Source organism: Brevibacillus sp., assembly GCF_003521185.1.
Taxonomy (GTDB): domain Bacteria; phylum Bacillota; class Bacilli; order Brevibacillales; family Brevibacillaceae; genus Brevibacillus; species Brevibacillus parabrevis.
Window position 1 is genome coordinate 1 of sequence record NZ_DOTK01000026.1, and the last position, 24,419, is coordinate 24,419.

Here is a 24,419-nt window from a genome sequence, read left to right on the forward strand (position 1 = left end):
ATGACGCCATCTGTTGCCTGCATTTGCTATGCTCCCTCCTTTCTCTCCTATTCCCAAACGACTATGTTTAACAGATGCACGTTTTTGTAACTTCATTTTTAAATCGACATATATGTTAAAATATTCCATGATGCTAAAGTCCCTCTTTTCCGGGTCTCATCCTTTGCTTTTCCACCTTTTCTACCAGGGAGGGAGGAGGGATTTGCTCAGGGTGTAGCAAGAGATATCGCATATATAATGAAACAGGACATTCCCTCCAGCAGCTCTTGGAAGAATGTCCTGTTTTTATGCGCATTTATGCAGCTTCGGCCGCCTTGGTTTTTCGCTTCTGCTGAAAATACACTTTCGCTTGCTTGTTGTTGAGCAGCACCAATAAAATAACCAAATAGACGATGGCAACCAAAAACGTTCCTTTACTTACATCCAGCAACATGATCAAAATGATGCACCCGATTGACGTTTTCAACATTCGCAGTTTGATAAAAAGCGCGAGCAGAGACGTGAAAAATAACGGAAACATCAACATGCCTTTTAACCTGCCCAATACATAGCTTTGCTCCAGCATGTCCTGTGGCATATCGACCATTCGAAAGACGATTTTGCTCGCCCAATGGCTGAGGTTCATCGGATCGGCCAGTTCCACGATTACGTACAGGCTTACCAGGACAAAAATTTGCAAGAGCATAAATCCCTGGATGATTTTAATCGAGAGTGGTGCTTTCATCAATCAATTCCCTTTCTTTGGATATTTTTACACACTCTATAAAAATCGACAAATATAGAAACCACATTCATAGGACATTAGACCTTAAAAGTGCACTCGTTCCGGTTCTTTTTTCTCAAAATGAAAAGCCAAAAACGGCAACCCGTCTCCCGAGTTGCCGCTTTCCTTCCTATTTATTGCCAGAGCGAATTTATTGCCGGAGCGAATTTATTGCCCTACCGACACGCCGACTTGCTCAGGCTCCTTTTTTTTCGGTGCTTTTGCTTTTTGTTCGCTCTTCTTTTGGTTCATTTCGAATGCGGCCAAGATCGCTTCCTGGCGCTTCATTCCGGATTTCTCCAGCTCTTCCATCGTCGAGACGATTTGCTTGTAGTCCTTTGGAATTACTTTGACGAACTTGGCGACGGTTTGCTGCCATTGATCCAAGAGTGCTTTTGCCAGCGGACTTCCTGTGAAAGCAACGTGATTTTCCAGCAGTTTTTTGACAGCGGCAATCTCGCTCTGGTCGTCCAGCTTTTCCAAAAGAACCATTTCCTGATTGCAAGTTGCCGCAAAAGCCGCTTTGTCTTCTGCCAGCACGTAGGCGGTTCCGCCCGACATGCCCGCCGCAAAGTTTTTGCCGACCTGACCGAGCACCACGACACGTCCTCCGGTCATATACTCGCAGCCATGGTCGCCGACACCTTCGACAACGGCGGTGACACCACTGTTTCTCACGCAGAAGCGCTCGCCTGCCAGGCCGTTGATGTACGCTTCGCCAGAGGTCGCGCCGTAGAAGGCGACGTTTCCGATGATCATGTTGCGCTCAGGGGCAAAAAGGCTCTTTTTCGCTGGCGCGACGACGATTTTTCCGCCAGACAGCCCTTTGCCGACGTAGTCGTTCGCATCGCCTTCCAGCTGCAACGTAATGCCGCGCGGAACGAATGCGCCGAAGCTTTGACCAGCCGAACCGTAGAAGTCCAGGCGAATCGTATCTTCCGGCAAGCCGTGCAGACCGTATCTTCTCGTCACTTCACTGCCAAGGATCGTCCCGACGACGCGGTTTGTGTTGCTGATCGGCAGTCTTGCCTGGATGTGTTTTTGTTTTTCTAGCGCTGGCTTGCACAATGCGAGCAAGCTTTGGCGATCCAGCGTCTCCTCCAGCTTGTGATCTTGGTTGCGCCGATGGTATCTGCCGACCTCGGCGGAGACGGCTGGCTGGAACAAAAGTGCGGACAGGTCGATATGTTTCGCTTTCCAGTGCGCTTTCGTTCTTTCGCTTACGGTGAGAATCTGGCTCTGGCCGATCATCGCTTCGATGGAGCGGAAACCGAGCTGGGCCATGATTTCGCGCACTTCGCGAGCGACGAGGCGCATGAAGTTGACGGCGTGCTGCGGATCGCCCTTGAAACGTTTGCGCAGCTCGGGGTTTTGCGTGGCAACCCCGACCGGGCACGTATCCAGATGGCAAACACGGGCCATGACGCAACCGATGGAGACGAGCGGAGCCGTCGCGAAACCGAACTCTTCCGCTCCGAGCAAGGCAGCGATGACGACGTCGCGGCCGGTCATGAGCTTGCCGTCTGTCTCCAGCACGACGCGATCTCGCAGCTGGTTGAGCAACAGCGTCTGATGCGTTTCCGCCAAGCCCAGCTCCCACGGCAAGCCAGCGTGCTTGATGCTCGATTTCGGCGAGGCACCCGTCCCTCCGTCGTGACCGCTGATGACAATGACGTCTGCCAAGCCTTTTGCCACCCCGGCGGCAATCGTTCCAACGCCTGCCTTGGACACGAGCTTCACGCTGATGCGAGCGCGCGGATTGGCGTTTTTCAAGTCGAAAATCAGTTGCGCGAGATCCTCAATCGAGTAAATGTCGTGGTGAGGCGGCGGCGAAATCAGTCCGACACCTGGCGTCGAGCCGCGCACTTCGGCAATCCACGGGTACACCTTGCTGCCTGGAAGCTGTCCGCCTTCCCCTGGCTTCGCTCCTTGCGCCATTTTGATCTGGATTTCGGAAGCATTGACCAAATAGTGGCTGGATACGCCAAATCGTCCGGAAGCGACCTGCTTGATGGCGCTGCGGCGCAAGTCTCCGTTTTCATCCGTCGTGTAACGGGTCGGGTCTTCTCCCCCTTCACCGCTGTTGCTTTTCGCTCCCAGACGGTTCATGGCAATCGCCAGCGTCTCGTGCGCTTCCTTGCTCAGCGAGCCGTAGGACATCGCGCCCGTTTTGAAGCGGTGGACAATCGAGTCTACCGATTCGACTTCATTCAACGGAATCGGCTTGCGATCCGATTGGAAATCGAGCAGGTGGCGCAAAGCGGAAAACGGCTGCTCCCCCGCCATTTCGGCGTAAATTTTGTACTGCTCGTAGCTGCCTTCGCGGCATGCTTTTTGCAAAGCGTGCACGGTTTTCGGATTGAACAGATGATACTCGCCGTCGCGCCGGAATTGGAAGTCGCTGCCTGCGTCGAGCTTTTCTTCGGAATGTTCTGGCGAAAAGGCTTGCGCGTGGCGGAGCAGCGTCTCCTGGGCGATCACATCGAGCGAGATGCCCGAGATTTGCGAAGGCGTGCGGGTAAAGTAACGGTCGATGACAGCGGAATGAATGCCGACCGCTTCAAAAATTTGCGCGCCGCGATAGCTTTGGATCGTGGAAATGCCCATTTTCGACATGACCTTGACGACGCCTTCGATCGCCGTTTGCAAGTAAGCCTCAATCGCTTCCTCGGCCGTCACTTCTTTCAGCTTGCCAGCAGTGATCAGGTCGAGTACGGAGGCAATCGCAACGTACGGGTTGACAGCATCCGCGCCGTAGCCGATCAGCATGGCGAATTGATGCACGTCGCGCGGTTCGCCCGATTCGACGATCAGGCTGGCTTTCGTGCGGGTTCCCTGGCGTACCAGATGGTGATGCAAGCCGCTTGCAGCAAGCAAAGCCGGAATCGCCGCCCAGTCGGCGTTCAAGCCGCGGTCAGACAAGATCAACAAGGTGTATCCAGCTGCAATCGCCTCGTCCGCTTCGGCAAACAAGCCTTCCAGCGCTTCCTCCAGCGCGCGATCTCCGCCGTCTGCCTTGAAAAGAATCGGCAACGTCCTCGCCTTGAACTCCTGGTACGGATTGGCGCGAAGCTGTGCCAGCTGCTGATTGGACAAAAGCGGATTGGTCAAACGGATTCTGCGGCAATTGGCTGCGGTCGGTGCCAGCAGATTGCCTTCCGCCCCGAGAACCGTATGGGTCGATGTGACACAAGCCTCGCGCAGCGAATCGATTGGCGGATTCGTAACTTGCGCGAACGATTGTTTAAAGTAATGATACAGCAGCTGCGGACGGTCTGACAGCACAGCGAGCGGCGTGTCGACGCCCATCGAGCCGATCGGGTCTTTTTGTTCTGCGACCATCGGCGCCAGCATTTTGTCCAGCTCTTCCTGCGTGTAGCCAAATGCCTTTTGGCGCGCCAGCAGTTCTTGACCTGCCAGATCGTCGGGAGTGCCTGCTGCCGGCAGTTGTTCCAACGGCTGCAATTGCGTTTTTACCCAGTCGCGGTACGGCTGTTCGCTGGCGATTTGCCGCTTGATCTCTTCATCCGAGACGATGCGGCCTTCCTCCAGATCGACGAGCAGCATGCGGCCAGGGCTGAGGCGTCCTTTTTGCACGATTTTTTCTTCCGGTACTTCGAGTACGCCTACTTCCGACGAGAAAATGATCGTGTCATCTGTCGTTACGTAGTATCTCGCCGGGCGCAAGCCGTTCCGGTCGAGGATCGCCCCGATTTGTCTGCCATCGGTAAAGGAAATGGCGGTCGGGCCGTCCCACGGTTCCATCAGGCAGCTGTGGTATTCGTAAAAAGCTTTTTTATGTTCATCCATCTGCTCATCCTGATCCCACGGTTCGGGAATCATCATCATCGCGACGTGCGGCAACGATCTGCCAGCCAGCGAGAAAAATTCCACGCAGTTGTCGAGGATAGCCGAGTCGCTTCCTTGCATATCAATGACGGGAACCACTTTTTCCAGATCGCGTCCAAACAGAGCCGACTCGAACATTTTTTCGCGGGCCATCATCCAGTTCACATTGCCCTGCAACGTGTTGATTTCCCCGTTGTGGATCAGATAGCGGTTCGGGTGCGCTCTCTCCCACGTCGGAAAGGTGTTCGTGCTGAATCGCGAGTGCACCACGGAAAAGGTGGAAGTGTACGAATCTTCTTGCAAATCAAGGTAAAATGCGTCAAGCTGTCCTGGAGTCAACAGTCCTTTGTAGACGATGGTGCGGGAAGACATGGACGCTGCGTAGAAGCCTTCGCCTGCCGCTTGCTCCATCTGCTTGCGAATGACGTACAGCTTCCGTTCAAACGCCATCTGGTCAGCTAAATCAGCACTCGCTCCGATAAACACCTGGCGGACAAAAGGCTGGCTGGCTGCGGCCGTTTTGCCGATCTTCGTCCCATCGACGGGCACCGTGCGGAAGCCAAGCAGCTTTTGACCTTCTGCCGCAATAATGGCGGCCAGTTTCGCTTCGTATTGCTCGCGCAGCTGTTCATCCATCGGCATAAACAGCATGCCCACGCCGTATTTGCCTTGCGCCGGAAGCTGGAAGCCCAACTCCTTACAGGCTTTTTTGAAAAAGGCGTGCGGAATTTGCGTCAAAATTCCGGCTCCGTCACCCGTTTCCGGATCGCTGCCTTGCCCGCCGCGATGCTCCAGCTGGCAAAGAATTTTCAAGCCGTTTTGCACCATCTCATGTGTGGCTTTTGCTTTCAAATTGGCAATAAAACCGATTCCACAAGCGTCGTGCTCGAACATCGGATCGTATAAACCTTGCTTCGCAGGCATTCCATTTCTCGTCATTTGTCTCCACTCCCTTGCTCTCTCTGTTAACTCAATTTTAGATTGAGTGAACCGATACAAACAATATATAATTTACTCAATATTAATCTCAAAACGAGATTGATCGGGAATGGGGGGTCTTCATGGAGCTTCGACAGATTCAATACTTCATTGAAGTAGCCAAACGCGAGCATTTCACCGAAGCTTCGCACAACTTGCACGTGGCCCAATCTGCGCTGAGCCGGCAGATCGCCAATCTGGAGGAAGAGCTTGGCGTCTCCCTGTTTATCCGCGAAGGCCGCAACGTCAAGCTGACAGCCGTAGGCAGAATCTTTTTGCAACACATGGAAATGGCTGTGAGCGAAATCGAAAAAGCCAAGCAAAAAATTGACGAATTTCTCGATCCGGAGCGCGGGACGATCCGCGTCGGGTTTACGAGCAGTCTCGCTGCCAATCCGCTGCCAACGGTCATTTCCGGCTTTCGGGCAAGGTACCCGGATATCGGCTTTCAGTTGAAGCAAGGCTCTTATCAGGGGCTGATCGACTCCGTCATCAACGGCGAGATCGACCTGGCTTTTCTCGGCCCGGTTCCGACCCAGGAAAAAAACGTGCGCAGCCATATTTTTTTCGCCGAAAACATCGTCGCGCTGCTGCCCGCGAGACATCCGCTCGCCAAACAGCCGAATTTGCGACTGAATCAGCTTCAGGAAGATACGTTCGTCCTGTTCCCGCCCGGTTTTATTTTGCGAAATATCGCGGTCAACGCCTGTTCGCAAATGGGCTTCGCTCCCAAAGTCGCCTTCGAAGGGGAGGATATTGACGCGATCAAGGGACTCGTCGCTGCAGGGCTTGGCGTCACGCTTTTGCCTGAGCTGACCTTGACGGATAACGTGCCGCGCGAGACTGTCAAAATTCCGATCAGCGAGCCGCTCGTCCAGCGTACGGTCGGCATCATCATCCCGAACAACCGGGAGCTGCCCCCTTCGGAAAAGCTGTTTTACCACTTTTTAAAGGAATTTTTCGATGTGCTGAGCAAGTACAGCTGACCCACGTAATGAGACAGGCAAAAAAACAACCCTGATGACGACTTGCTCTCATCAGGGCTTTCATATGTGCGGGATGGGGGATAATCGCAGCTTCGCGCTATTTGGTGTTGGCTGGGAGTAAGACTCCTTGGCACGCTATTTGGTGCCGGATACGAAGCACTCGCTCCCTAACACGCTATGTTGGTTGCTCAGCTTGCCTGCGTCACCCCACCCTCGCCTCATCCAGCCGCAGCCAGTAGCTTTTGACGTGTGTTTCCCCGTTGAAAAAGTCTTTCTCGACCGCACGAGCGAATCCGAGTCGCTCGTACAGCTTGACGGCCGCTGCCATCATGTCTGTCGTGTGCAGGTGCAAGGTCGCAGCTCCCAGGTCGCGGGAGCGCCGGACGACTTCCTCGATCAGCCGTTCGGCGATTCTGTTTCCTCGCGCTTTTGGCGATACGGCCAGAAACCGGATGATCGGCGTATGAATTTCCAGCTCAGGCCGATTGTACGCCGACTGCGCCGAAGCGAACAACTGGACGCTGCCGACGATTTCATCGCCCCAGTCTGCAACAAGAAAAGCAATCGTCTGGCGTCCTTGCGCGGATTCTTCGATCTCCTGCTTGTAGCGCGTCCATCGCTCTACCGACAGCAGCTGCTCGTACTGCGTGTACGCTTCGAGCAAATGCTGTTTGATCTGCTCCTGATCCTCGCCTCGTGCATCGCGGATGCGAATGGCTTTTGCTCGCTGATTTTCCGTCATGGTCGACTTGCTCCCTTCTCCCCGTTAAAAAGCGGGAACGACAGCGACACCGTATTTGTCTTCGATGAACTTTTTGACCTCAGGTGAAGTAAGAACGGCATCCAGCTTTTTGATCTCGTCCCGGTTTTCGTCGCCTTTGCGAACCGTAATCACGTTGGCGTATGGCGAGTTCGCCCCTTCCCGGAACAGAGCGCTCTTCGGATCGATTTTCGCTTCCAGCACGACGTTTGTATTGATCACCGCGCCAGCGAGGTCGGGCAAAACTCGCGGCAATGTGGACGCTTCCGCTTCGATGAACTCCAGTTTTTTCGGATTCTCCGCGATATCCTTTGGCGTCGCCTGATAGGTTGTCAGACCGTCTTTCAGCTTGATCCAGCCTTGTTCCTGCAACAAGATCAACGCGCGGTATTCGTTGGACGGGTTGTTCGGAATGCCGATCTTCGCCCCTTCCTGAATCTCGTCCTTGGATTTGAGCTTGTCAGAGTAAAATCCGATCGGTTCTACGTGAACTTTTGTCGTCACCGCAAAGTCATAGCCTTTTTCGGTTTTGATCGAATCCAAATACGGGACGTGCTGGAAAAAGTTCGCGTCAATCTGCTTGTCTTGCAAAGCCGGATTCAGCTGTCCCTCGTCATCGAGAACGACGACTTCCAAATTCACGCCCTGCTCTTTCAGCTTTGGCTTCACGAACTCCAAAATTTCCGCGTGCGGGACAGGGGCTGCGCCAACCTTCAAGGTGACTTCTTTGGCTGGTTCTGCCGCCTGCCCGGAGCCGGACTGGGCTGGTGCTGCGGGAGCCGAACTGGACGACTGGCTGCCCGATGCGCCGGAACCGGAACCTGAGCCGCACCCTGCTGCTACCATGCTGAATGCGACAAGTACACTAAAAATGACCCCAAGACCTTTTTTTCTCATACGTTCCACTCCTCTAGTGATGAATCTCTGATTTTTTTCGCTCACGCTGGCTTTATTCGAATTTGTACCGCTTCTTGTTGATCGATTTGACGAGCAAATCGCCCGACCATTGAATGATTTGCACGAGCAAAATAATGAGCAGGACCGTGGCGATCAGCACATCCTCGCGAAAGCGCTGATAGCCGAAACGGATCGCCAGGCTGCCAAGCCCGCCTGCCCCAATCGCCCCTGCTACGGCCGTAAACTCGGTGATCCCGATAATTCCGATCGTAATTCCGCGCACGAGGGCTGGCATCGCCTCGGGAATCAGCACGCGAAAAATGATCGTGAACGGAGTAGCCCCGACCGCCTTGGCGGCCTCAATCTTCCCGGCGCTCACTTCTTTCAACGCGCTTTCGATAATTCGTCCGAGAAAAGGAGCGGCACCGATCGACAAGGAGACAATCGCCGCCGTTGGCCCAAGCGTCGTACCGACGATCAGGCGCGACAAAGGCAACAGCAGGACGATCAAAATGATCAATGGAAGAGAGCGGACACCGTTAATTACGGTACTGATGACCTTGTTCAGCTTCGGCGCTTCGAGAATGCCTCCTTTGTCGGTAACAACCAGCGTGACCCCAAGCACGACGCCCATCGCGAGCGCAAACAAAGACGACCAAAAAACCATGTAAAGCGTCTCCAATAGCCCTTCCCAGAGCAAGTCAATCAGATCGTTGTTCATATGCCTGCCCCGACTCCTTCCATTACGCTCCGCTTCTCCCGGTAATGATCGATAATATGGACGAAGCGCTTCGCCGTGTCGCTATCCGGGTTGAGGAAAAATTTCTCCACCGTCCCGGTTTCGACGATCTGGCCATTTTCAATTACCGCCATGTTGTTGCACACATGCTGGAGTACGTCCAGCTCGTGGGTAATGAGCACGATCGTCAGCTTGAGCTGGCGGTTGATCTCGCGCAAAAGCTCCAGGATGGAATAAGTCGTCTGCGGATCGAGAGCGGATGTCGCTTCGTCGCTGAGCAACAGATCAGGCTGGTTGACGAGCGCGCGGGCGATGCCGACGCGCTGCTTTTGCCCGCCGCTCAACTGAAACGGATAGACGTTCTCCTTATCGCCAAGCTGCACCAGGTCGAGAATTTCTCGGACCCGGGCGCGGATGAACGGCTTCGGATGCCCCGCCACCTCCAGCGGAAAAGCGACATTTTGAAAAACGGTGCGCGCGTCAAGCAGGTTGAATTGCTGAAAAATCATGCCGATTTTTTGCCGCGCCTGCCGCAGCTCCTTTTCCGGCAAATCGGTAATCACTTTTCCCCCGATCTCGATGGTGCCCGAATCCGGCTCTTCCAGCCGATTCAAGCAACGGATCAAGGTCGATTTGCCCGCCCCGGAAAAGCCGATGATTCCGAAGATGTCGCCCTTGGGGATGAACAGATCGATGTTTTGCAAAACGGGAATGACGCCTTTGGCGGTTTTGTATGATTTGCTCAAGTTGCTAATGTGGATCATCTGCTACTCTCACCCGCCTTTCAGAGCACGCCAGGCCAGCTCGGCAAAATAGTTCGCGCTGATCGCAATCGCCCGTTCATCTACGGTAAATCCGGGATGATGCCATTCGTTTGTCCCGGATGTTCCGACGAAAACGAACACGCCGGGAATTTTTTGCTGATAATAGGCGAAATCTTCCCCTGCGGCGGACGGCTCAGGCGTGACGACTTGCAAGCCGAGCTTCTCCGCTGTTTCGGCGGCCAGTTTGGTCAAAGGGCCGTCGTTTTGCACGGAAGGCGGGCCTTTGAACCAGCGCAGGCTCACTTTCGCCCCGTATGCCGCAGCGACTCCCTCGATGATCGCCCGAATGCGCCCCGGGATTTTCTGCCGGACTTCCTCCTGAAACGTGCGGACTGTGCCGCCGAGAGCGACCTTATCCGGGATCACGTTCCAGGTCGTCCCTCCGTGGATCGTCGTCACGCTGACGACCGCATTTTCCAGCGGGCTGACGTTGCGGCTGACAATCGTTTGCAGCGCGGTCACGATCTGCGATGCGGCGACAATCGGATCGATTCCGGCGTGAGGAATTGCCGCATGCGTACCAAGCCCTTCCACCTCGATATCGAAGCCATCGACACTCGCCATCAACGCTCCCGGCTTGATCCCGACGCTCCCGACTTCCAGATCAGGCTTGTTGTGCAGCCCGAAAATCGCCGTCACGCCGTCCAAAGCGCCCTTTTCTATCAAAAGCGCCGCTCCCGTACCTTTTTCTTCTGCCGGCTGAAACAGCAGACGCACCGTTCCGGGCAACTTTTCCTCCTGCTGCTTTAGCAAAAAAGCAGCGCCCAGGATGACGGCGGTGTGAAAGTCGTGCCCGCAAGCGTGCATGTTTCCGACGATGGTCGAGGCATAGGGCAGCCCCGTCTCCTCCTGAATCGGCAACGCGTCGATGTCGGCGCGCAAGGCGATCACAGGGCCAGCGTTTTTGCCCCCGATTTCCGCCACGACACCTGTTGCCAGCGGCAGCTCGATCAGGCGAATCCCCGCTTCTGTCAGCCACTCCCGAATCGAACGGGTCGTTTCAAATTCTTCGTAGGCCACTTCCGGGTATTGATGCAACTGTCTGCGAATCGCGATCAGCTTCTGCTCCCAATCGGTTCGTGTCAGCTCCTGCGTTTCTGTGCTCATCCTGAACCTCTCCTTTCTTCTGTCACCTGACCTGCTGCTACGTTCAGGACTCGACTTCGCTTAATGCCCGGCTGCGCACGGCCAAGCGGTTGTACGGTTTTTCCAGCCCGAGATGCTCCCGCAGCGTATCGCCCTCGTAATCGTGGCGATACAAGCCTCTTTCCTGCAACAGCGGGATGACTTTGTCCACGAAAGCTTCCAAACCTTGCGGCAAAACTGGAGCGATGAACATGAAGCCGTCTGCCGCCCCTTGGGTAAACCACTTTTCCAGCACGTCGGCAATTTGTTCCGGCGTGCCGATCAGCTCGCGATTGGGGCCGCCTTCGAGCAGGGCGTACAGCTCGCGCAAAGTCGGATTTTTTTGGCGGATCAAATCTGTCATCCACTCAAAATGACTTTGAATCCCGTTGTCTTGCGGGAACTCCACTTCTTTTGCCGGGGTGTCCAGCGAGTATTTGCTGAAATCGACCTTGCCCAAGTAGCCGGACAAAAAGCGCAGCCCTTGCTCCGGCAAAAGCAAGTCGTGCAGACGGCGATGGATCGCTTCCGCTTCTTCCTTCGTATCCGCGACGATCGGCGAAATGCCTTGCAAAATATGCAGCTGGTCAGGCGTGCGACCGTAATCGGCCAGCTTGCTTTTCAAGCTGCGGTAAAATGCTTTGGCGCGTTCAAAATCTTTGACATGCGAGAAGACCACTTCGGCGGTACGCGCTGCCAGCCTTTGTCCTGGCTCAGACGCGCCTGCCTGCACGATAACGGGTTGCCCCTGTCTCGATCGGCCGATATTCAGCGGCCCCTGGACCGAATAGTACGTTCCTTTGTAATGGAGTCGATGCAGCTTATTCGGGTCGAAAAAGACGCCCGTTTCCTTGTCCTGGACAAAAGCGTCGTCTTCCCAGGAATCCCACAAGCCTTGAACGACATCGATGAACTCCTCAGCCCACTCGTAACGGTGATCGTGCTCCAGGTGGTTATTGCGGCTGAAATTGCGTCCCGTTTCCCCGGTAGCGTCTCCGGTCGTCACCATGTTCCAGCCCGCGCGGCCGTTGCTGATGTGGTCGACGGAGGCGAACAGGCGCGCGAGATTGTACGGTTCGTAATACGTGGTCGACGCTGTGGCGACCAAGCCGATTTTACTGGTCGCGCCAGCGAGGGCAGCGAGCAATGTCGTCGGCTCGAAACGGTTCAAAATATTCGGGTGCGAGTCTTCGTTCACCGCCAGGCTATCCGCGATGAATGCGATGTCGAACTTGCCCCGCTCGGCTGTCTGCGCCAAATATTTGTAGTATTCAATGTCAATGCTGGCATTTTTTCGCGCTTCCGGCAGACGCCAGGAGGCGACGTGAATCCCGGTCCCTACCAGATAGGCGGACAAGTGAATCTGTCTTTTTTGCGGCATGGCACTGCTCCCCTTCCTCCTGAAATAAAATTTGCTGCCTTGCTGTTCAAACGGCTTTACGGCTTGCTTTTAAACGCGTCTTTGAAGTTTTTCAGCTCCTCGACCGTCACTTGTGTCGGAATGTAGTTTCCTTTATAAGTCTGGGTGATAAAATCCGATACTTCTTTCGATTGGTACACGGCGACCAGCTTTTTCAACTCTTCGCGGTTCTCGTTTTGCTTGGTGGTCGCGATCACGTTAATGTACGGCTTGGCGGTTTTGCTTTCGTGAAAAATGGAGTCTTTGAGCAAAAAGCCCGCTTCGACCGCCGTCCCGTTGTTGATGATCGAAGCGGCCACGTCTTTCATGACGCGCGGCGTAGTCGCCGGATCGACCGGAACGATTTCCAGCTTTTTCGGATTTTCTTTGATTTTGTCTTGGCCGCCGAAGCCGTCAAAGTTGTCAACGACTTTGATCAAGCCCGCTTCCTGGAGTAAAAGCAGCGAGCGGCCCCAGTTGGAATCGTCGTTCGGCAGGGCGATTTTTGCCCCGTCCGGAATTTCTTCGATTTTTTTGTACTTGTCGGAGTAAATGCCCAGCGGCGCGATGATCGTCGAGCCGACGGGAACGATTTCCGAGTTGTTTTTCGTATTGAACTGATCGAGAAAAGCGACGTGCTGGAAAGCGTTGGCGTCGATCTCGCCTTCCAACAGCACCGTATTCGGGTTGACGTTGGCATTGAATTGCACCAGTTCGATGGCAAGCCCCTGTTTGGCAGCCTGCTCCTTCACGAACTCCCACGTCCGCGATTCCGAGCCGCGAATCCCGATTTTCAAGCTTTTTTGGTCTGCTGCGCTTCCGCACCCTGCGGCGACAATCGTCACGAGGGTCAGCAGTATGGAAATGGCGAGCTTTTTCATCGTTGGTTTCTCTCCTGTCTTTTGCGAGGTTTCGATTAATTTCGGCGGATTTTCCGGGCGAACACGTTGCCCAATGATTGAATGCCCTGGACGAGCACGACCAAAATGATGACCGTTGCCACAATCGTGATCGTGCTGAAGCGTTGGTACCCGTATGTAATCGCCAGGTCGCCAATTCCTCCGCCGCCAACCGCTCCGGCCATCGCCGTTGCACCAATCAGTCCGATCGTTGCAGTCGTAATGCTGAGGATCAAAGACCCGAGCGTCTCGGGAATGAGGAAGCGGAAAATGATTTGCAGCGGAGTCGCTCCCATCGCCTCGGCTGCTTCAATAATGCCGGGGTTGATTTCCAGCAGCGAGTTTTCCACCAGTCGGGCGATGTACGGCCCCGTGTAGATCACGAGCGGAACAATCGCCGCAGTCGTCCCGATGGACGTTCCCACCACCAGACGTGTGAACGGAATAATCGCCACCAGCAAAATAATGAACGGCACAGAACGCAGCACGTTGATCACCGGATTCAAGGCCGAGAAGATCGCCGAATTTTCCAAAATGTGCCCTTTTCTGGTGACGACGAGCAAAATGCCGAGCGGCAAACCGATCACGGTCGCAAACACCAGTGACACACTTACCATGTAGACCGTTTCATACAGCGCCTGAAAAACTTGCTCAGAACTGACTTCCATCACGAAACAATCTCCTTCACCGTCACATTTTGTTGCTGAATGTAGTGATACGCGCGGGCTATGTCCGCCTCGTTGCCAGCAAGCTCCACGATCAGATTGCCAAAAGGCACGCCCGCAAGCTCTGTGATGCTGCCAAACAGTACATTCACGTCGCTGTTGAAGCGTTTCGCCACCTGGGAGAGCATCGGCTGTCCCGTACTTTCGCCGATGAAGTGAATCTTGATAATTTTCGACTTGCCCCGTTTGGCTGCGAGCAGCTTGTGCACGCTTGGCGGAATATCATCGCGCACGACTGATTTGACAAAATTGCGTGCCACTTCCGTCTGCGGATTGGCAAAAACATCGAGGACGCTGCCTTGCTCGACAACCGCCCCATGCTCCATGACGGCCACGCGATTGCAAATCTCCTTGATGACGTTCATTTCATGCGTGATCATCAAGATCGTGATGTTGTACTCTTTGTTCACGCGCTGCAACAGTTGCAAGATCGATTCGGTCGTCTGCGGGTCGAGTGCGGATGTCGCCTCGTCGCTCAACAAAATCGACGGGTTGGTCGCAAGGGCACGGGCGATCCCGACACGCTGCTTCTGGCCGCCGGAGAGCTGGTTCGGGTAACTGCCCGCTTTGTCCGTCAAACCGACGAAAGACAGCAGCTCGTCGACTCGCTCGCGAATCTGTTTTTTCGGCGTGTCGCCGAGCACCAGCGGCATCGCTACATTGTCAAACACGGTTTTGGTCTCCAGCAGATTGAATTGCTGAAAAATCATGCCGATGTTTTTCTTGACGCTTCTCAGCTCTTTGACCGAAAGCTTGCTCAAGTCTTTTCCGTCGACAATGACGGAGCCAGCTGTGGGACGCTCCAGCAAATTGACGGTGCGCAGCAAGGTGCTTTTTCCTGCCCCGCTAAAGCCGATGACGCCAAAAATGTCGCCTTTTTCCACCGTGAGCGTGACGTCTTTCAACGCTTCGACGGTTTTGCCGCCGCTTTCAAACGTTTTGCTTACTTGCTGAAAAGCGATCATGCCCTCTTTCGCCTCGCTCGGGCTGCCAGCCGGCGACTGCTCCTTCCAAACCGCCGCTCCGATTCCCATCCAATCTCCTCCTAGCCAAGCTGACTTTTTCTTTGGAAACACGTCGGGACTTTTTCCTGAAAAGGAATGTGACCGCAAGCGGTCTGTCGCCTTATCGATCCGGTTATGGGAAGTTGCTTCCGCTGCCTTTTGTCTTTTGTGCGGTTGTTCGGGCCGGGAAGCAACTAACGAACTAACGATCCAGGAGTGACTCCAGCCGATCCAGCTGGTTGTAGAGCAAGGCTTCATATTTCCCCTCGCCGCCAATCTCCACCAGCGGAATCAAGCGCGTGCCGTACTTGACTTCCAAAACGTCGCGCAACACGTCTTTTCCTGCTACATTGATCCATTCGTACGGCTGGTTGTTCGTTTCCAAAATAGCTTTCACATTTTCACAATAGGAGCAACCTTCTCGCCCCCACACGACGACTTTTTTCTCCTGTCCATCAGACACTTCCATTCCCTCCCTATCTTCTCGCTGCTTTTTCTCTCCGTCTCCGGTAAACAAAAAGACTTCCTGCTGTATGATGCCAAGCAGGAAGCCTCTCCAGTGGTCTGGTCGATGACTTTTTAAATTCTTATCGGATTACTAGGGATATTATCATTCCCAATCTGTTTCGTCAACGGATTTTTTCTGCGTAAATTCAACGTACGGTCTGCAGGCATTTTTCACGATTGCATTGACAGCGGCATACGTTATCGTTAAAATCCGAGTAAACAACTAAGGAAATAAGCTGACTGGACCACCAGAAGCCCCTTCGCGATTTTTACTTGCAAGGGGCTTTTTGTGTTTGCTTGACCTTAGAATCGCATCGTTAGGGGAGAGAAACCGTGGCACTTACTTTGAGCATTCTCGATCAAAGTCCGATTCAAGAAGGAGAAACAGCAACAGAAGCCCTCCAGCACACGATTGAACTGGTGCAAAAGGCGGAAGCGTGGGGCTACCATCGGTTCTGGGTGGCGGAGCATCACGACCTCGATCATGTCGTCGGCTCATCGCCAGAGGTGCTGATCGCTCATCTGTTGGCCAAAACAAGCCGCATCCGCATCGGCTCAGGCGGCGTCATGCTCCAGCATTACAGTCCTTATAAAGTAGCGGAAAATTTTCACGTCCTCGCTTCTCTCGCTCCGGGGCGGATCGATCTCGGGATCGGCCGCGCGCCGGGTGGACTGCCGCTCTCGACCAAGGCGTTGCAGCAGCCGGGAACATCCGGCTCCTCTCTCGAAGAAAAGTTGGCGGAGCTTGAGCTGTTCCTGCACGACGAGCTTCATCCGGCACACCCGCTGTACGGCTTGAAGGCAGTGCCGATTCCGGATGAGCCAGTCGGGATCTACTTGCTGGGCACGAGCGTAGCCAGCGCACAGCTTGCCGCAGAGCGCGGAGTCCCGTATGTGTTCGCGCTGTTTATCAACCAGGACGAGACGGTTTGCCAAGCCGCCTTTGCCGCGTACCGCCAGCAGTTTCGACCAGGCAAACGGGCCACTCCGCTTGCGATCCTGGCTGTTTCCGTCATTGTCGCGCCAAGCGAGGCAGAAGCCGCCCAGCTTTCCGCCGATACGAAAGTGGCCAAAATTCATCTGAAAAGCGGGAAAATCGTCACGGTCACGAGTTTGAAAAAGGCGGAAGAGTATGGGCAGCAATCCGACGAGGACTACACGATTGAAGTAAAGGAAGCGAATGTCATTGCCGGCACAAAAGAGTCGGTGCGCGAAAAGCTGTTGGCCATCGCTTCCAAGCATCAGGTAGAGGAATTGATCATCCATACCCCGATCAAGCCATTCCAGAAGCGCTTGCTGTCTTACGAACTGTTGCAGGAAGCCTTTCTCGAATTAACGGTCAAGTAATAGGAATACGCCTTGCCTTGCCTTATCTCCATCGATGAAAAAGCTCCTTCTGATGCCTTTGGCGCGAGAAGGAGCTTTTTTTGCCATGAAAAAAGCCTGCGGGGCTGAATGAAATGCTCCCGCAGACTCGTGTCTTGATTAGCTCTTTTCCATCGGCAGATGCTTTGTGCTTTACGAATGGACGTCTGCTGCATCCGGCTTTTTGCCTTGTTCCAGCGCATAGCGATTGGCGGGAACAGAAATCCCGAGATGACCGCGCAGCGTGTCCGCCTCATATTCGGTGCGGAACAAGCCTCGCTCTTGCAAAATCGGGACGACCAGCTCGACGAAATCGTCCAAGGCACGCGGGACATTCGCCTGAACAATGAATCCGTCTGCCGCTTTTTGCAAAAACCAATGCTCAATCAGATTGGCAATATGCTCGGGAGTGCCGATGAACTCGCCTTCCGGTGTCGCCGTGTAGAGCGCGGTTTGGCGCAGCGTCCAGTTTTCTTCCCTCGCCTTTTGCTTAATTTTGTCTGTCGTGCTGCGGAAGCTGTTGCTGCCTACCTCGCCCAGCTCTGGAAACGGTTCGTCCAGCGGATATTGGGAGAAATCATGGTGGTCAAAAAATCGGCCCAAATAATACAGCGCCTGCTCAATGCCGATCAGACTGGCAAGCTCCGCATGCTTGCGCCTGGCTTCCTCTGGCGTTTTGCCGATGATCGGGTTGATCCCGGGGAAAATCAGGATGTCGTCTTCGCTTCGGCCATAGGCTGCCGCCCGCTCTTTTACTTCCCGATAAAAACGCCGGGCGTCCTCAAGCGTTTCCTGCCCGGTAAAGACGGCGTCCGCAGACTTGGCTGCCAGCTCTTTGCCGCTTTCTGAGGAGCCTGCCTGAAAAATAACGGGTTGCCCTTGACTGGACCTGGCGATATTGAGCGGGCCTTGCACAGCAAAAAACTCCCCTTGATGATCCAGGCGATGCATTTTCGCCGGATCGAAAAAGACGCCTGTTTGTTTGTCCCGCACGAAGGCGTCGTCCTCCCACGAATCCCACAGTCCTTTTGCCACCGTCAAGTACTCCTCGGCGATCCGGTAGCGCAAGGCGTGGTCCGGGTGCGGTTTGTTGCCGTAATTTTTCGCTGACCCTTCCAAGGGAGAAGTGACTACGTTCCAGCCTGCGCGGCCGCCGCTGATCAGATCGAGCGAGGCGAATTGCCGGGCTACCGTAAACGGCTCGCTGTAGGAAGTCGACACCGTGCCCACCAATCCGATCTTTCCCGTGACCCCGGCCAAAGCCGACAAAATCGAAATCGGCTCAAAGCGGTTCAAAAAATGCGGCAGCGATTTTTCGTTAATATACAAGCCATCCGCGACGAAGACGAGATCAAACTTCCCCGCCTCTGCCTTTTGCGCTTGTTGGCTGTAAAAAGCGAAGCTGACACTCGCATCCGCCTGCACATCCGGGTGCCTCCATGCTCCCATATGGCCGCCGATCCCGTGGATCATGGCTCCGAGCTTTAGCTGTCTTTTTTGTCCCATCGTCTCTCCTCCTCAATCCTACACCGTCGGCATTGGTGTTACCCGCTTTTTTTGGACGCAAAAAGGCCCCTGTAGCGAACAGGAGCCTTTGGTTGACCAATCGGCGGTAACAGATTTTCTCCGTTTAGATTATTACTATTATTCCGATGTGTCAATGAGGTTTTGGAAATCCAGACAAGACAAGAGCCTTTTATTCACTTGGCGCTCCGGAAACGTCAGCCAGCCGCCCTTTTGTCGCTTGGAGCAAACCAGCCACATCCAGCTCAATCTGCATGCCGATCTGTCCGCCGCTGACGATGATCCGCCCCATCTGTTCGGCGCTGCTGTCGACGATCGTCGTGAACAGTTTTTTCATCCCCACGGGCGAACAGCCGCCGCGCACGTACCCGGTTACAGCGGTAATGTCCTTCACCGGGATCATTTCGATTTTTTTCTCGCCAACCGCTTTTGCCGCCTTTTTCAAGTCCAGCTCGGCTTCCACGGGAATGACGAATACGTAGTAAGCACGGCTCGTCCCTTGGGAAACTAATGTTTTGTAGACGACACCCGCTTCCCTGCCGATTTTTTGCGCCACGGAAATTCCGTCAATTTTTCCGTCGTCCGTCTGGTAGGTCAGCATGGCATATTCGATCTTTTCTTTCTCCAAGATTCGCATCGCATTCGTTTTTCCTTGCTTGGCCACGGCTCGTTCCACTCCATTTCCAGTCCAGTTGAATTAAAACAAGTGTACCGAATATAGGCGAAAAGCAAAAGCCAAAAACGAAAACGCCACTGCCTAGGCAATAGCGTTTTCGCTGGTTCACGTCGAGAGCGGACGCGATTCGGTCAGGAGATTACTGGCCCATCGCCTGCATGATGTCTTCGATCCCCTGGATTTTGGCAAGCGCCATCGGGCCAGGCAAAGACGGGTCTTTCAGCTCGTACACATGATTGTTTTTCACCGCGTTCAGGCTGTTCCACACTTTGTTGTCTTTCAGAGCGGCTTTGACCCCTCCGGCGATCGGCGTTTGCCAGTTGTTGATCACAAACAGATGATTCGGGTTCAAAGCAGCCAGACTTTCAATGGAAAGCTGTCCTTGCGCCTGGTTGCCATCCACGCGTTTCAGACCGAGGCCGACGTAAAACGGGTCAAACCGTCCGTCGTTCCATGTCGTGAACGTATCTTTTTCATTGTACATCACAAACATGACCGACTCCTGACTGCGAAACGCCAGCTTCTCCTTGTATTCCGCCGATTTGCGGTCGAAATCCGCCAAGACGCTCTTCGCCTTGTCTTCCTTGCCGATGACCTGTGCGATTTGTTCCAATGTCTCGCGCCAATCGCCAGCCTGGGGAAGGATGACGGTCGGTGCGATCCGCGACAAGCTTTCGTATTGATCTGTCATGTCATTCGCCGCGATAATTACGTCCGGCGTCATCGCCAGCAGCTTTTCCAGATCGACCTCCATGCCGAGATCCGCGATGTCTTTGTTTTCCAACCGCTTGCTCAGGACGGGAAAATTGCGCTGGATCGTCGCCACGCCTTGTGCGGCGATCGGATACTCGTCCAAAACCGCGAGATAATCCACGAAGGCAATGTACGGCGTGGCGATTTTCAACGGCTTTTGCGGAATGACCGTTTCGCCAGCCAAATGCTTGATTGTTTTCGGATAGGCGACTGCGGTTGCGGTGTTATCCTGCGTGGTCGCGGCCGCAGTAGTGGCTGTCTGGTTGCTTTGCTCCCCTAGCGTTGCTTTCTCGCTGCTTCCGTTGCTGCTGCATCCTGTCACGAGCAAAGCCGCGAGGAACACGAGTTTGAACCAAAATGAGGCATTTTTTGCCATGCGCTTGTCTCTCTCCTTTTTGTGTCGATCCTTCATCTGGCAGGAAATACACACGATAATATGTGAATGAATATCATTATCACTAAAAGGTAAGATACTAAACATCGCCAGTCCGTTCCACCACCAGACGGACTACTTTGCTGGTTGTACGGATATCCTTTTCACAAAAAAACCGAGACGAGCCTCGCTGCACGAAAAAAAACCGCCCGACGCCCACATGTTAGGCATCGAACGGCTTCTCATCCCTATCCTTTTTACTGCTTCGCCCAAGCGGCTGTCTGTCTGACAAAAGCTCCCGGATTCACTCCGTACTTCTCCCGAAACGCTTCGGCGAAGTAGCTCGTGTTCGAGTAACCGACAGCGCTTGCCGTCTCGGTGACGTTCATGTCGCCCGACTGGAGCAGCTGCCACGCCTTCTCCAGCCGTTTTTCGCGCAAAAAGCCGAACACTGTGTTGTTGTACATAGCCTTGAAGCCGACCTTCAGCTTGTAATCGTTCAAGCCGATCATGCGGGACAAGGCAAGCAGCGACGGCGGCTCTGCCATGTTTTCCACGACAATGTCTCTCGCCAGCCGGATTTTTTCCCGATCGCTTTTGGAGAGACTGTCCGCCTCCGGGTTTGATTCCGTCAAAAAAGAACGAAAAGCCATCGAGAAAAGCTCCAAAGCCCCGCATTGCAGCTCCAGATTCCTCGTTCGCGGCTGCAACGCTCCCTGAATCAAGCGCTCGGCGACAACCGTAGCCGCCGGCGAGATTTTTTCTTGCCAAATCCGAAAAGGCGACTGCCCGAGAACTTGCGAGAACTCTACGTCCGTCCCCCCTTCCGCGTCGGCCATGAACTCGCGGAAGGTCGTCACCGGAATCCCGATGCCCAGCATGTAAAACGGATCGTCCCGCCTGTATTCGAAAGCCGCCTCAAACTGCCCCATGAATTGCAGCGAGCACGTTCCGGTCGTAAACTCATGCTGTCTGCCCTTGATATGCAGGGCACGAGCGCCTTGCATGCAAAAATTCAGCTCCACCATCGGGGCTGTCGTTTGCACCGAAAGCTGCTGCTCGCGATAAAAGGCGTGCTTCGCGACCACAAGCTCGATATCGTTGCGCGGGATCACCCGGCGGATATAGCCTTCTCCGTCGCTTGCGGGCACAGTGGCTGGATCCTGCTCGTTTCCGTGAGGCGCTTGTACGCCGAGCCGCTCTACATAAGACTGAAAGTTGTCATGGAAGTTTGCCGCACTCATTTTGCATGCACCTCAAGCCCAAATTCATCCAGTTCGATGATAATTATTCTCATTATTATACTGGATGAAGCTGTTTTTGGCTACCGATCAAGTGCATGGGAACGGGTGGGTGCTCGCAAGACAACCGCCCACAAAAAAGAGATTACGCCTGGGGATCGGGCAAAATTTTTGCCTGCGATTTGTCGCGCAGCAAAAGCTCAACGCCCTTGTCCACGATATCGCCAAGCGCGATTTTTGCCTGCCCATGTTCATCGCCACACAAACACAAAAAGAAAAACCTTGATCTCTCAAGGTTTTTCATCGGATGCATGCAGCAATTACTCTGTACTTCATTTCTTTAATCGATACGGAACTGTAGCGATTTTTACATCTTGGCGGGCGAACAAATACGCTCGGATCAATAAACTCGTCTGGTTATGCAACAAATTATGCCACCAGCGCTTCGTAATAAACTGCGGAATCATGACAGTCACATGATCCGTCTCTGCCTTTTTCCACTCCACCGTGTCAATAAACTTAAACAGAGGCCTAATAATACTGCGATAATGCGAACGCAAGATAATCAAGCGCACTCCGGGATTCCACAGCGCCCACTTCTCCTCCATTTTTTTCATGTCTTCATCGCTGAACCCGACGTAGACAGCGACAATGTCGTCTGACAGGGACTGAGCATAACTAATCGTATTTTTAACCACCTGCGAAATCCCGGCCACCGGAATCACGATGACGCTCCCTTTTGGATCGGGTTTTTCTGTTTGGATATCAAGTCGCAACTCATCTGCCAGCTCTCGATAATGCTGGTTAATTTTCCGGAAGATGAAAATAACGATAGGAAGGAATACAAAAATCGACCATACTTGCGACAGTTTCGTCATCAAAAAGATCAGGCAAATCGTCAACGTCGTTAGCATTCCCAACGTATTAATGAGAAAAGGCGTCAGCCACCCTGGCGGCTTTTTCGAAATCCAGCGTTTCATCATACCTGCCTGTGACAAAGTAAACGGGATAAAGACCCCTAGCGCATACAAAGGAATGAGGTTTTCCGTTTCTCCTTCAAAAGCAATCACCAAAATGGCGGAAAGGATCGCCAAAAAGATGATCCCGTTTGAAAACCCAAGACGATCTCCCCGGACCATGAACATATTTGGCATAAATCTGTCTTTGGCTAACATAAAGGCGAGTAACGGAAAGGCCGCAAAAGCCGTATTGGCGGCCAGAAATAAAATAAGCGCAGTGACCGTTTGAATCGAGTAATACATGATTCCACGTCCAAAAACCGCCGAAGCGATTTGAGATACCACCGTTTCCGCTCGTCTTGGCGAAATCCCGTACAAATACGCCAGCAAGCTAATGCCCATGAACATGACGCCAAGGATCAGTCCCATCAGCAAAAGTGTAGCCGCGGCATTTTTCGGTGCTGGCTCCTTGAAGTTAGGAATGGCATTTGACACGGCTTCTACTCCTGTTAATGCCGAACAGCCTGAGCTAAATGCCCTCAAAAGCAAAAATAACGTGATACCCGGAACAACGGCCCCGTATTCAGGGGGATGCGCTTGGACATTTCCCGCGATCCATTGATACCCGCCGCCAATAATTAACGCAAGAATAGCGATGACAAACAAATAGACAGGATACATTAAAACCGTTGCGGATTCTGTTATTCCGCGTAAATTTAGTACCGTTACGATGGCAATCATGAACAGGGCAATCAGCACACGATGGTCATGCAGCACGGGAAATGCCGAAGTAATCGCGTCTGTGGAAGCAGACGTACTAACCGCAACCGTTAAAATGTAGTCCACAAGTAACGAGCCGCCCGCAACCAGGCCAGAAGTGGTTCCCAAATTGTCCTTTGCGACAATGTATGCCCCGCCGCCTGTTGTGTAAGCAAAGATGGTTTGGCGGTAAGACAAAATGAGTATGGTCAAAAGACCGATCACCGCAATCGATATCGGGATAGAGTACCACATTGCTGCCGCACCCAACGTAATCAACACGATGAGAATCTGTTCGGTCCCGTAAGCGACAGAAGACAGGGCATCAGATGAAAGAACAGCCAAAGCTTTGACTTTATTTAACTTTTCTGCGGCAAGCTCGCTTGATTTCATGGGTCTACCGAGTAAAAATCGCTTAAATTCCGATATCATGCGTGTTCCCCTATCCAGCGTTTTCTTGGTAGTTTTCCCATTGTTACGATTAAAATTAGTTTGTTTTGTTGTTGGTGTTATCTTGCTGTCGCCTAATTTGCAAGCTCCCTCCGCTCGCTGCTTCCAGATTCTTTTCCAAACCCAAACGGAAGGCCCCTCGTCGCATCCTCCTTCTAGATCTTCACCGTGGCACGAGACTCAGTCTGCTGGCCAAGTAAAATAGGCGCCAGAACACGCCTCATGTAACAGTGCAAACCTGGCAACATTCCTTTTTTTGATAACAGCTGCTTGATTTCCGTTTCGATCTTGCTGATGGCTGCCAGGATATCGGTAATCTGTTTGGTAGGTCTTTCTCTTCATCCTCGTTTCTCCCCGCCTTCTCCCCCTTTGTGGCAACAAAAGCCCAGGTCAGATCGGGACGCGCTGTCAGTCTTGTTGGCAAAAGAAAAAGGAGCCGCAATTGCAGCTCCCTACTACTGTTCTGTTAAGGACTCACCTGGATTATTTGCTGTACAGAAAAGCACTTCCGATGTCAGTGGAATTATCATTTGTTTTGATCTGAACTGAAATACTGTCCCCAACTTCAAGCGGTTGTGTCAATAACCCGAGTTGGAAAGTGATTTCACCGTTAGCGTCAGTGACTGGCAACATCACGTTTGTCGTGGTTGCGGTGAATGGCATGCCAGATGGAGAACCGCCAATGAACATCCCGTACGCTTCTGGAGTATTGATATCGCTTTGAGTCAAAGTGATATCAAATGTAAACTGATAGCCCTGAATCGGATTGCCGTTTTGATCGTTTGCTGTAACTGTAATCGTCCGTGGAACAGAATCCTCTCCAAACGAAGAGTCAATGACAGCTGTTGAATTAGCTGCACTAAT

20 protein-coding genes are annotated in these 24,419 nt (G+C 53.3%); 2 read left to right on the top strand and 18 right to left on the bottom strand.

Annotated features, from left to right (window positions below; translation table 11 throughout):
• Positions 1-295 precede the first annotated feature (295 nt).
• Both DEP07_RS05730 and gltB read right to left on the bottom strand, forming a co-directional pair.
• Positions 296-724 (bottom strand): hypothetical protein, encoded by a 429-nt coding sequence (locus DEP07_RS05730; RefSeq protein ID WP_173596603.1) that lies wholly within the window; start codon positions 722-724, stop codon positions 296-298.
• Between the two features lie 207 nt (positions 725-931).
• The gene (gltB, locus tag DEP07_RS05735) at positions 932-5,551 is read right to left on the bottom strand and encodes a glutamate synthase large subunit (protein ID WP_287102250.1); all 4,620 of its coding nucleotides are present in this window, start codon (positions 5,549-5,551) and stop codon (positions 932-934) included.
• Positions 5,552-5,673: 122 nt separating this feature from the next.
• Between gltB and DEP07_RS05740 the strand changes: the two genes are divergently transcribed.
• A complete protein-coding gene (locus DEP07_RS05740) occupies positions 5,674-6,576 on the top strand; it encodes a LysR family transcriptional regulator (RefSeq protein WP_122965455.1) in 903 nt (300 codons plus the stop codon).
• 202 nt (positions 6,577-6,778) lie between these two features.
• On the opposite strand, the gene DEP07_RS05745 is transcribed toward DEP07_RS05740, so the two are convergent.
• The 10 genes from DEP07_RS05745 to DEP07_RS05790 form a co-directional block, all read right to left on the bottom strand.
• Entirely contained in the window at positions 6,779-7,318 is a 540-nt protein-coding gene (locus DEP07_RS05745) for a GNAT family N-acetyltransferase (RefSeq protein WP_287102251.1), read from the bottom strand.
• Positions 7,319-7,342: 24 nt separating this feature from the next.
• Positions 7,343-8,233: a MetQ/NlpA family ABC transporter substrate-binding protein gene (locus DEP07_RS05750; protein ID WP_122965453.1), complete on the bottom strand. Its 891-nt coding sequence runs from the start codon at positions 8,231-8,233 to the stop codon at positions 7,343-7,345.
• A gap of 52 nt (positions 8,234-8,285) precedes the next feature.
• Complete coding sequence (locus tag DEP07_RS05755; RefSeq protein ID WP_122965452.1) at positions 8,286-8,954, bottom strand: methionine ABC transporter permease; 669 nt, start codon at positions 8,952-8,954, stop codon at positions 8,286-8,288.
• Complete coding sequence (locus tag DEP07_RS05760) at positions 8,951-9,736, bottom strand: methionine ABC transporter ATP-binding protein (RefSeq protein WP_274873992.1); 786 nt, start codon at positions 9,734-9,736, stop codon at positions 8,951-8,953. Before DEP07_RS05760 ends, DEP07_RS05755 begins: the two co-directional genes overlap by 4 nt.
• Before the next feature lie 9 nt (positions 9,737-9,745).
• On the bottom strand, positions 9,746-10,903 hold the full coding sequence (locus DEP07_RS05765; RefSeq protein WP_274873993.1) for a M20 peptidase aminoacylase family protein: 1,158 nt from the start codon (positions 10,901-10,903) through the stop codon (positions 9,746-9,748).
• A 43-nt stretch (positions 10,904-10,946) separates the two neighbouring features.
• Positions 10,947-12,302 carry an LLM class flavin-dependent oxidoreductase gene (locus tag DEP07_RS05770; RefSeq protein ID WP_242771222.1) on the bottom strand — a complete coding sequence of 452 codons (1,356 nt, stop codon included), beginning with the start codon at positions 12,300-12,302 and terminating at the stop codon, positions 10,947-10,949.
• A 56-nt stretch (positions 12,303-12,358) separates the two neighbouring features.
• Entirely contained in the window at positions 12,359-13,201 is an 843-nt protein-coding gene (locus DEP07_RS05775) for a MetQ/NlpA family ABC transporter substrate-binding protein (RefSeq protein WP_122965448.1), read from the bottom strand.
• Between the two features lie 35 nt (positions 13,202-13,236).
• Complete coding sequence (locus DEP07_RS05780; RefSeq protein WP_122965447.1) at positions 13,237-13,887, bottom strand: methionine ABC transporter permease; 651 nt, start codon at positions 13,885-13,887, stop codon at positions 13,237-13,239.
• Complete coding sequence (locus tag DEP07_RS05785; protein ID WP_141254259.1) at positions 13,887-14,909, bottom strand: methionine ABC transporter ATP-binding protein; 1,023 nt, start codon at positions 14,907-14,909, stop codon at positions 13,887-13,889. Before DEP07_RS05785 ends, DEP07_RS05780 begins: the two co-directional genes overlap by 1 nt.
• 241 nt (positions 14,910-15,150) lie before the next feature.
• Complete coding sequence (locus tag DEP07_RS05790; protein WP_274873994.1) at positions 15,151-15,411, bottom strand: glutaredoxin family protein; 261 nt, start codon at positions 15,409-15,411, stop codon at positions 15,151-15,153.
• A gap of 377 nt (positions 15,412-15,788) precedes the next feature.
• Between DEP07_RS05790 and DEP07_RS05795 the strand changes: the two genes are divergently transcribed.
• Positions 15,789-16,802 (top strand): LLM class flavin-dependent oxidoreductase, encoded by a 1,014-nt coding sequence (locus DEP07_RS05795; RefSeq protein WP_274873995.1) that lies wholly within the window; start codon positions 15,789-15,791, stop codon positions 16,800-16,802.
• A gap of 171 nt (positions 16,803-16,973) precedes the next feature.
• On the opposite strand, the gene DEP07_RS05800 is transcribed toward DEP07_RS05795, so the two are convergent.
• The 6 genes from DEP07_RS05800 to DEP07_RS05825 form a co-directional block, all read right to left on the bottom strand.
• Entirely contained in the window at positions 16,974-18,326 is a 1,353-nt protein-coding gene (locus tag DEP07_RS05800) for an LLM class flavin-dependent oxidoreductase (protein ID WP_274873996.1), read from the bottom strand.
• Between the two features lie 190 nt (positions 18,327-18,516).
• The gene (gene ybaK / locus DEP07_RS05805; RefSeq protein WP_122965498.1) at positions 18,517-18,981 is read right to left on the bottom strand and encodes a Cys-tRNA(Pro) deacylase; all 465 of its coding nucleotides are present in this window, start codon (positions 18,979-18,981) and stop codon (positions 18,517-18,519) included.
• Positions 18,982-19,159: 178 nt separating this feature from the next.
• Entirely contained in the window at positions 19,160-20,149 is a 990-nt protein-coding gene (locus DEP07_RS05810; RefSeq protein ID WP_280648495.1) for an ABC transporter substrate-binding protein, read from the bottom strand.
• 254 nt (positions 20,150-20,403) lie between these two features.
• Positions 20,404-21,390 carry a helix-turn-helix domain-containing protein gene (locus DEP07_RS05815; protein ID WP_122965442.1) on the bottom strand — a complete coding sequence of 329 codons (987 nt, stop codon included), beginning with the start codon at positions 21,388-21,390 and terminating at the stop codon, positions 20,404-20,406.
• A 142-nt stretch (positions 21,391-21,532) separates the two neighbouring features.
• The gene (locus DEP07_RS05820; protein ID WP_255679058.1) at positions 21,533-21,658 is read right to left on the bottom strand and encodes a hypothetical protein; all 126 of its coding nucleotides are present in this window, start codon (positions 21,656-21,658) and stop codon (positions 21,533-21,535) included.
• Positions 21,659-21,719: 61 nt separating this feature from the next.
• Positions 21,720-23,537: an APC family permease gene (locus tag DEP07_RS05825; RefSeq protein ID WP_287102253.1), complete on the bottom strand. Its 1,818-nt coding sequence runs from the start codon at positions 23,535-23,537 to the stop codon at positions 21,720-21,722.
• Between the last annotated feature and the right edge of the window lie 882 nt (positions 23,538-24,419).

Bases quoted from the DNA above. Each gene is read 5' to 3' on its own strand.
- DEP07_RS05730 (WP_173596603.1), bottom strand. From the start codon at position 724: ATGAAAGCACCACTCTCGATTAAAATCATCCAGGGATTTATGCTCTTG.
- gltB (WP_287102250.1), bottom strand. From the start codon at position 5,551: ATGACGAGAAATGGAATGCCTGCGAAGCAAGGTTTATACGATCCGATG.
- DEP07_RS05740 (WP_122965455.1), top strand. From the start codon at position 5,674: ATGGAGCTTCGACAGATTCAATACTTCATTGAAGTAGCCAAACGCGAG.
- DEP07_RS05745 (WP_287102251.1), bottom strand. From the start codon at position 7,318: ATGACGGAAAATCAGCGAGCAAAAGCCATTCGCATCCGCGATGCACGA.
- DEP07_RS05750 (WP_122965453.1), bottom strand. From the start codon at position 8,233: ATGAGAAAAAAAGGTCTTGGGGTCATTTTTAGTGTACTTGTCGCATTC.
- DEP07_RS05755 (WP_122965452.1), bottom strand. From the start codon at position 8,954: ATGAACAACGATCTGATTGACTTGCTCTGGGAAGGGCTATTGGAGACG.
- DEP07_RS05760 (WP_274873992.1), bottom strand. From the start codon at position 9,736: ATGATCCACATTAGCAACTTGAGCAAATCATACAAAACCGCCAAAGGC.
- DEP07_RS05765 (WP_274873993.1), bottom strand. From the start codon at position 10,903: ATGAGCACAGAAACGCAGGAGCTGACACGAACCGATTGGGAGCAGAAG.
- DEP07_RS05770 (WP_242771222.1), bottom strand. From the start codon at position 12,302: ATGCCGCAAAAAAGACAGATTCACTTGTCCGCCTATCTGGTAGGGACC.
- DEP07_RS05775 (WP_122965448.1), bottom strand. From the start codon at position 13,201: ATGAAAAAGCTCGCCATTTCCATACTGCTGACCCTCGTGACGATTGTC.
- DEP07_RS05780 (WP_122965447.1), bottom strand. From the start codon at position 13,887: ATGGAAGTCAGTTCTGAGCAAGTTTTTCAGGCGCTGTATGAAACGGTC.
- DEP07_RS05785 (WP_141254259.1), bottom strand. From the start codon at position 14,909: ATGATCGCTTTTCAGCAAGTAAGCAAAACGTTTGAAAGCGGCGGCAAA.
- DEP07_RS05800 (WP_274873996.1), bottom strand. From the start codon at position 18,326: ATGGGACAAAAAAGACAGCTAAAGCTCGGAGCCATGATCCACGGGATC.
- ybaK (WP_122965498.1), bottom strand. From the start codon at position 18,981: ATGCGAATCTTGGAGAAAGAAAAGATCGAATATGCCATGCTGACCTAC.
- DEP07_RS05810 (WP_280648495.1), bottom strand. From the start codon at position 20,149: ATGGCAAAAAATGCCTCATTTTGGTTCAAACTCGTGTTCCTCGCGGCT.
- DEP07_RS05815 (WP_122965442.1), bottom strand. From the start codon at position 21,390: ATGAGTGCGGCAAACTTCCATGACAACTTTCAGTCTTATGTAGAGCGG.
- DEP07_RS05825 (WP_287102253.1), bottom strand. From the start codon at position 23,537: ATGATATCGGAATTTAAGCGATTTTTACTCGGTAGACCCATGAAATCA.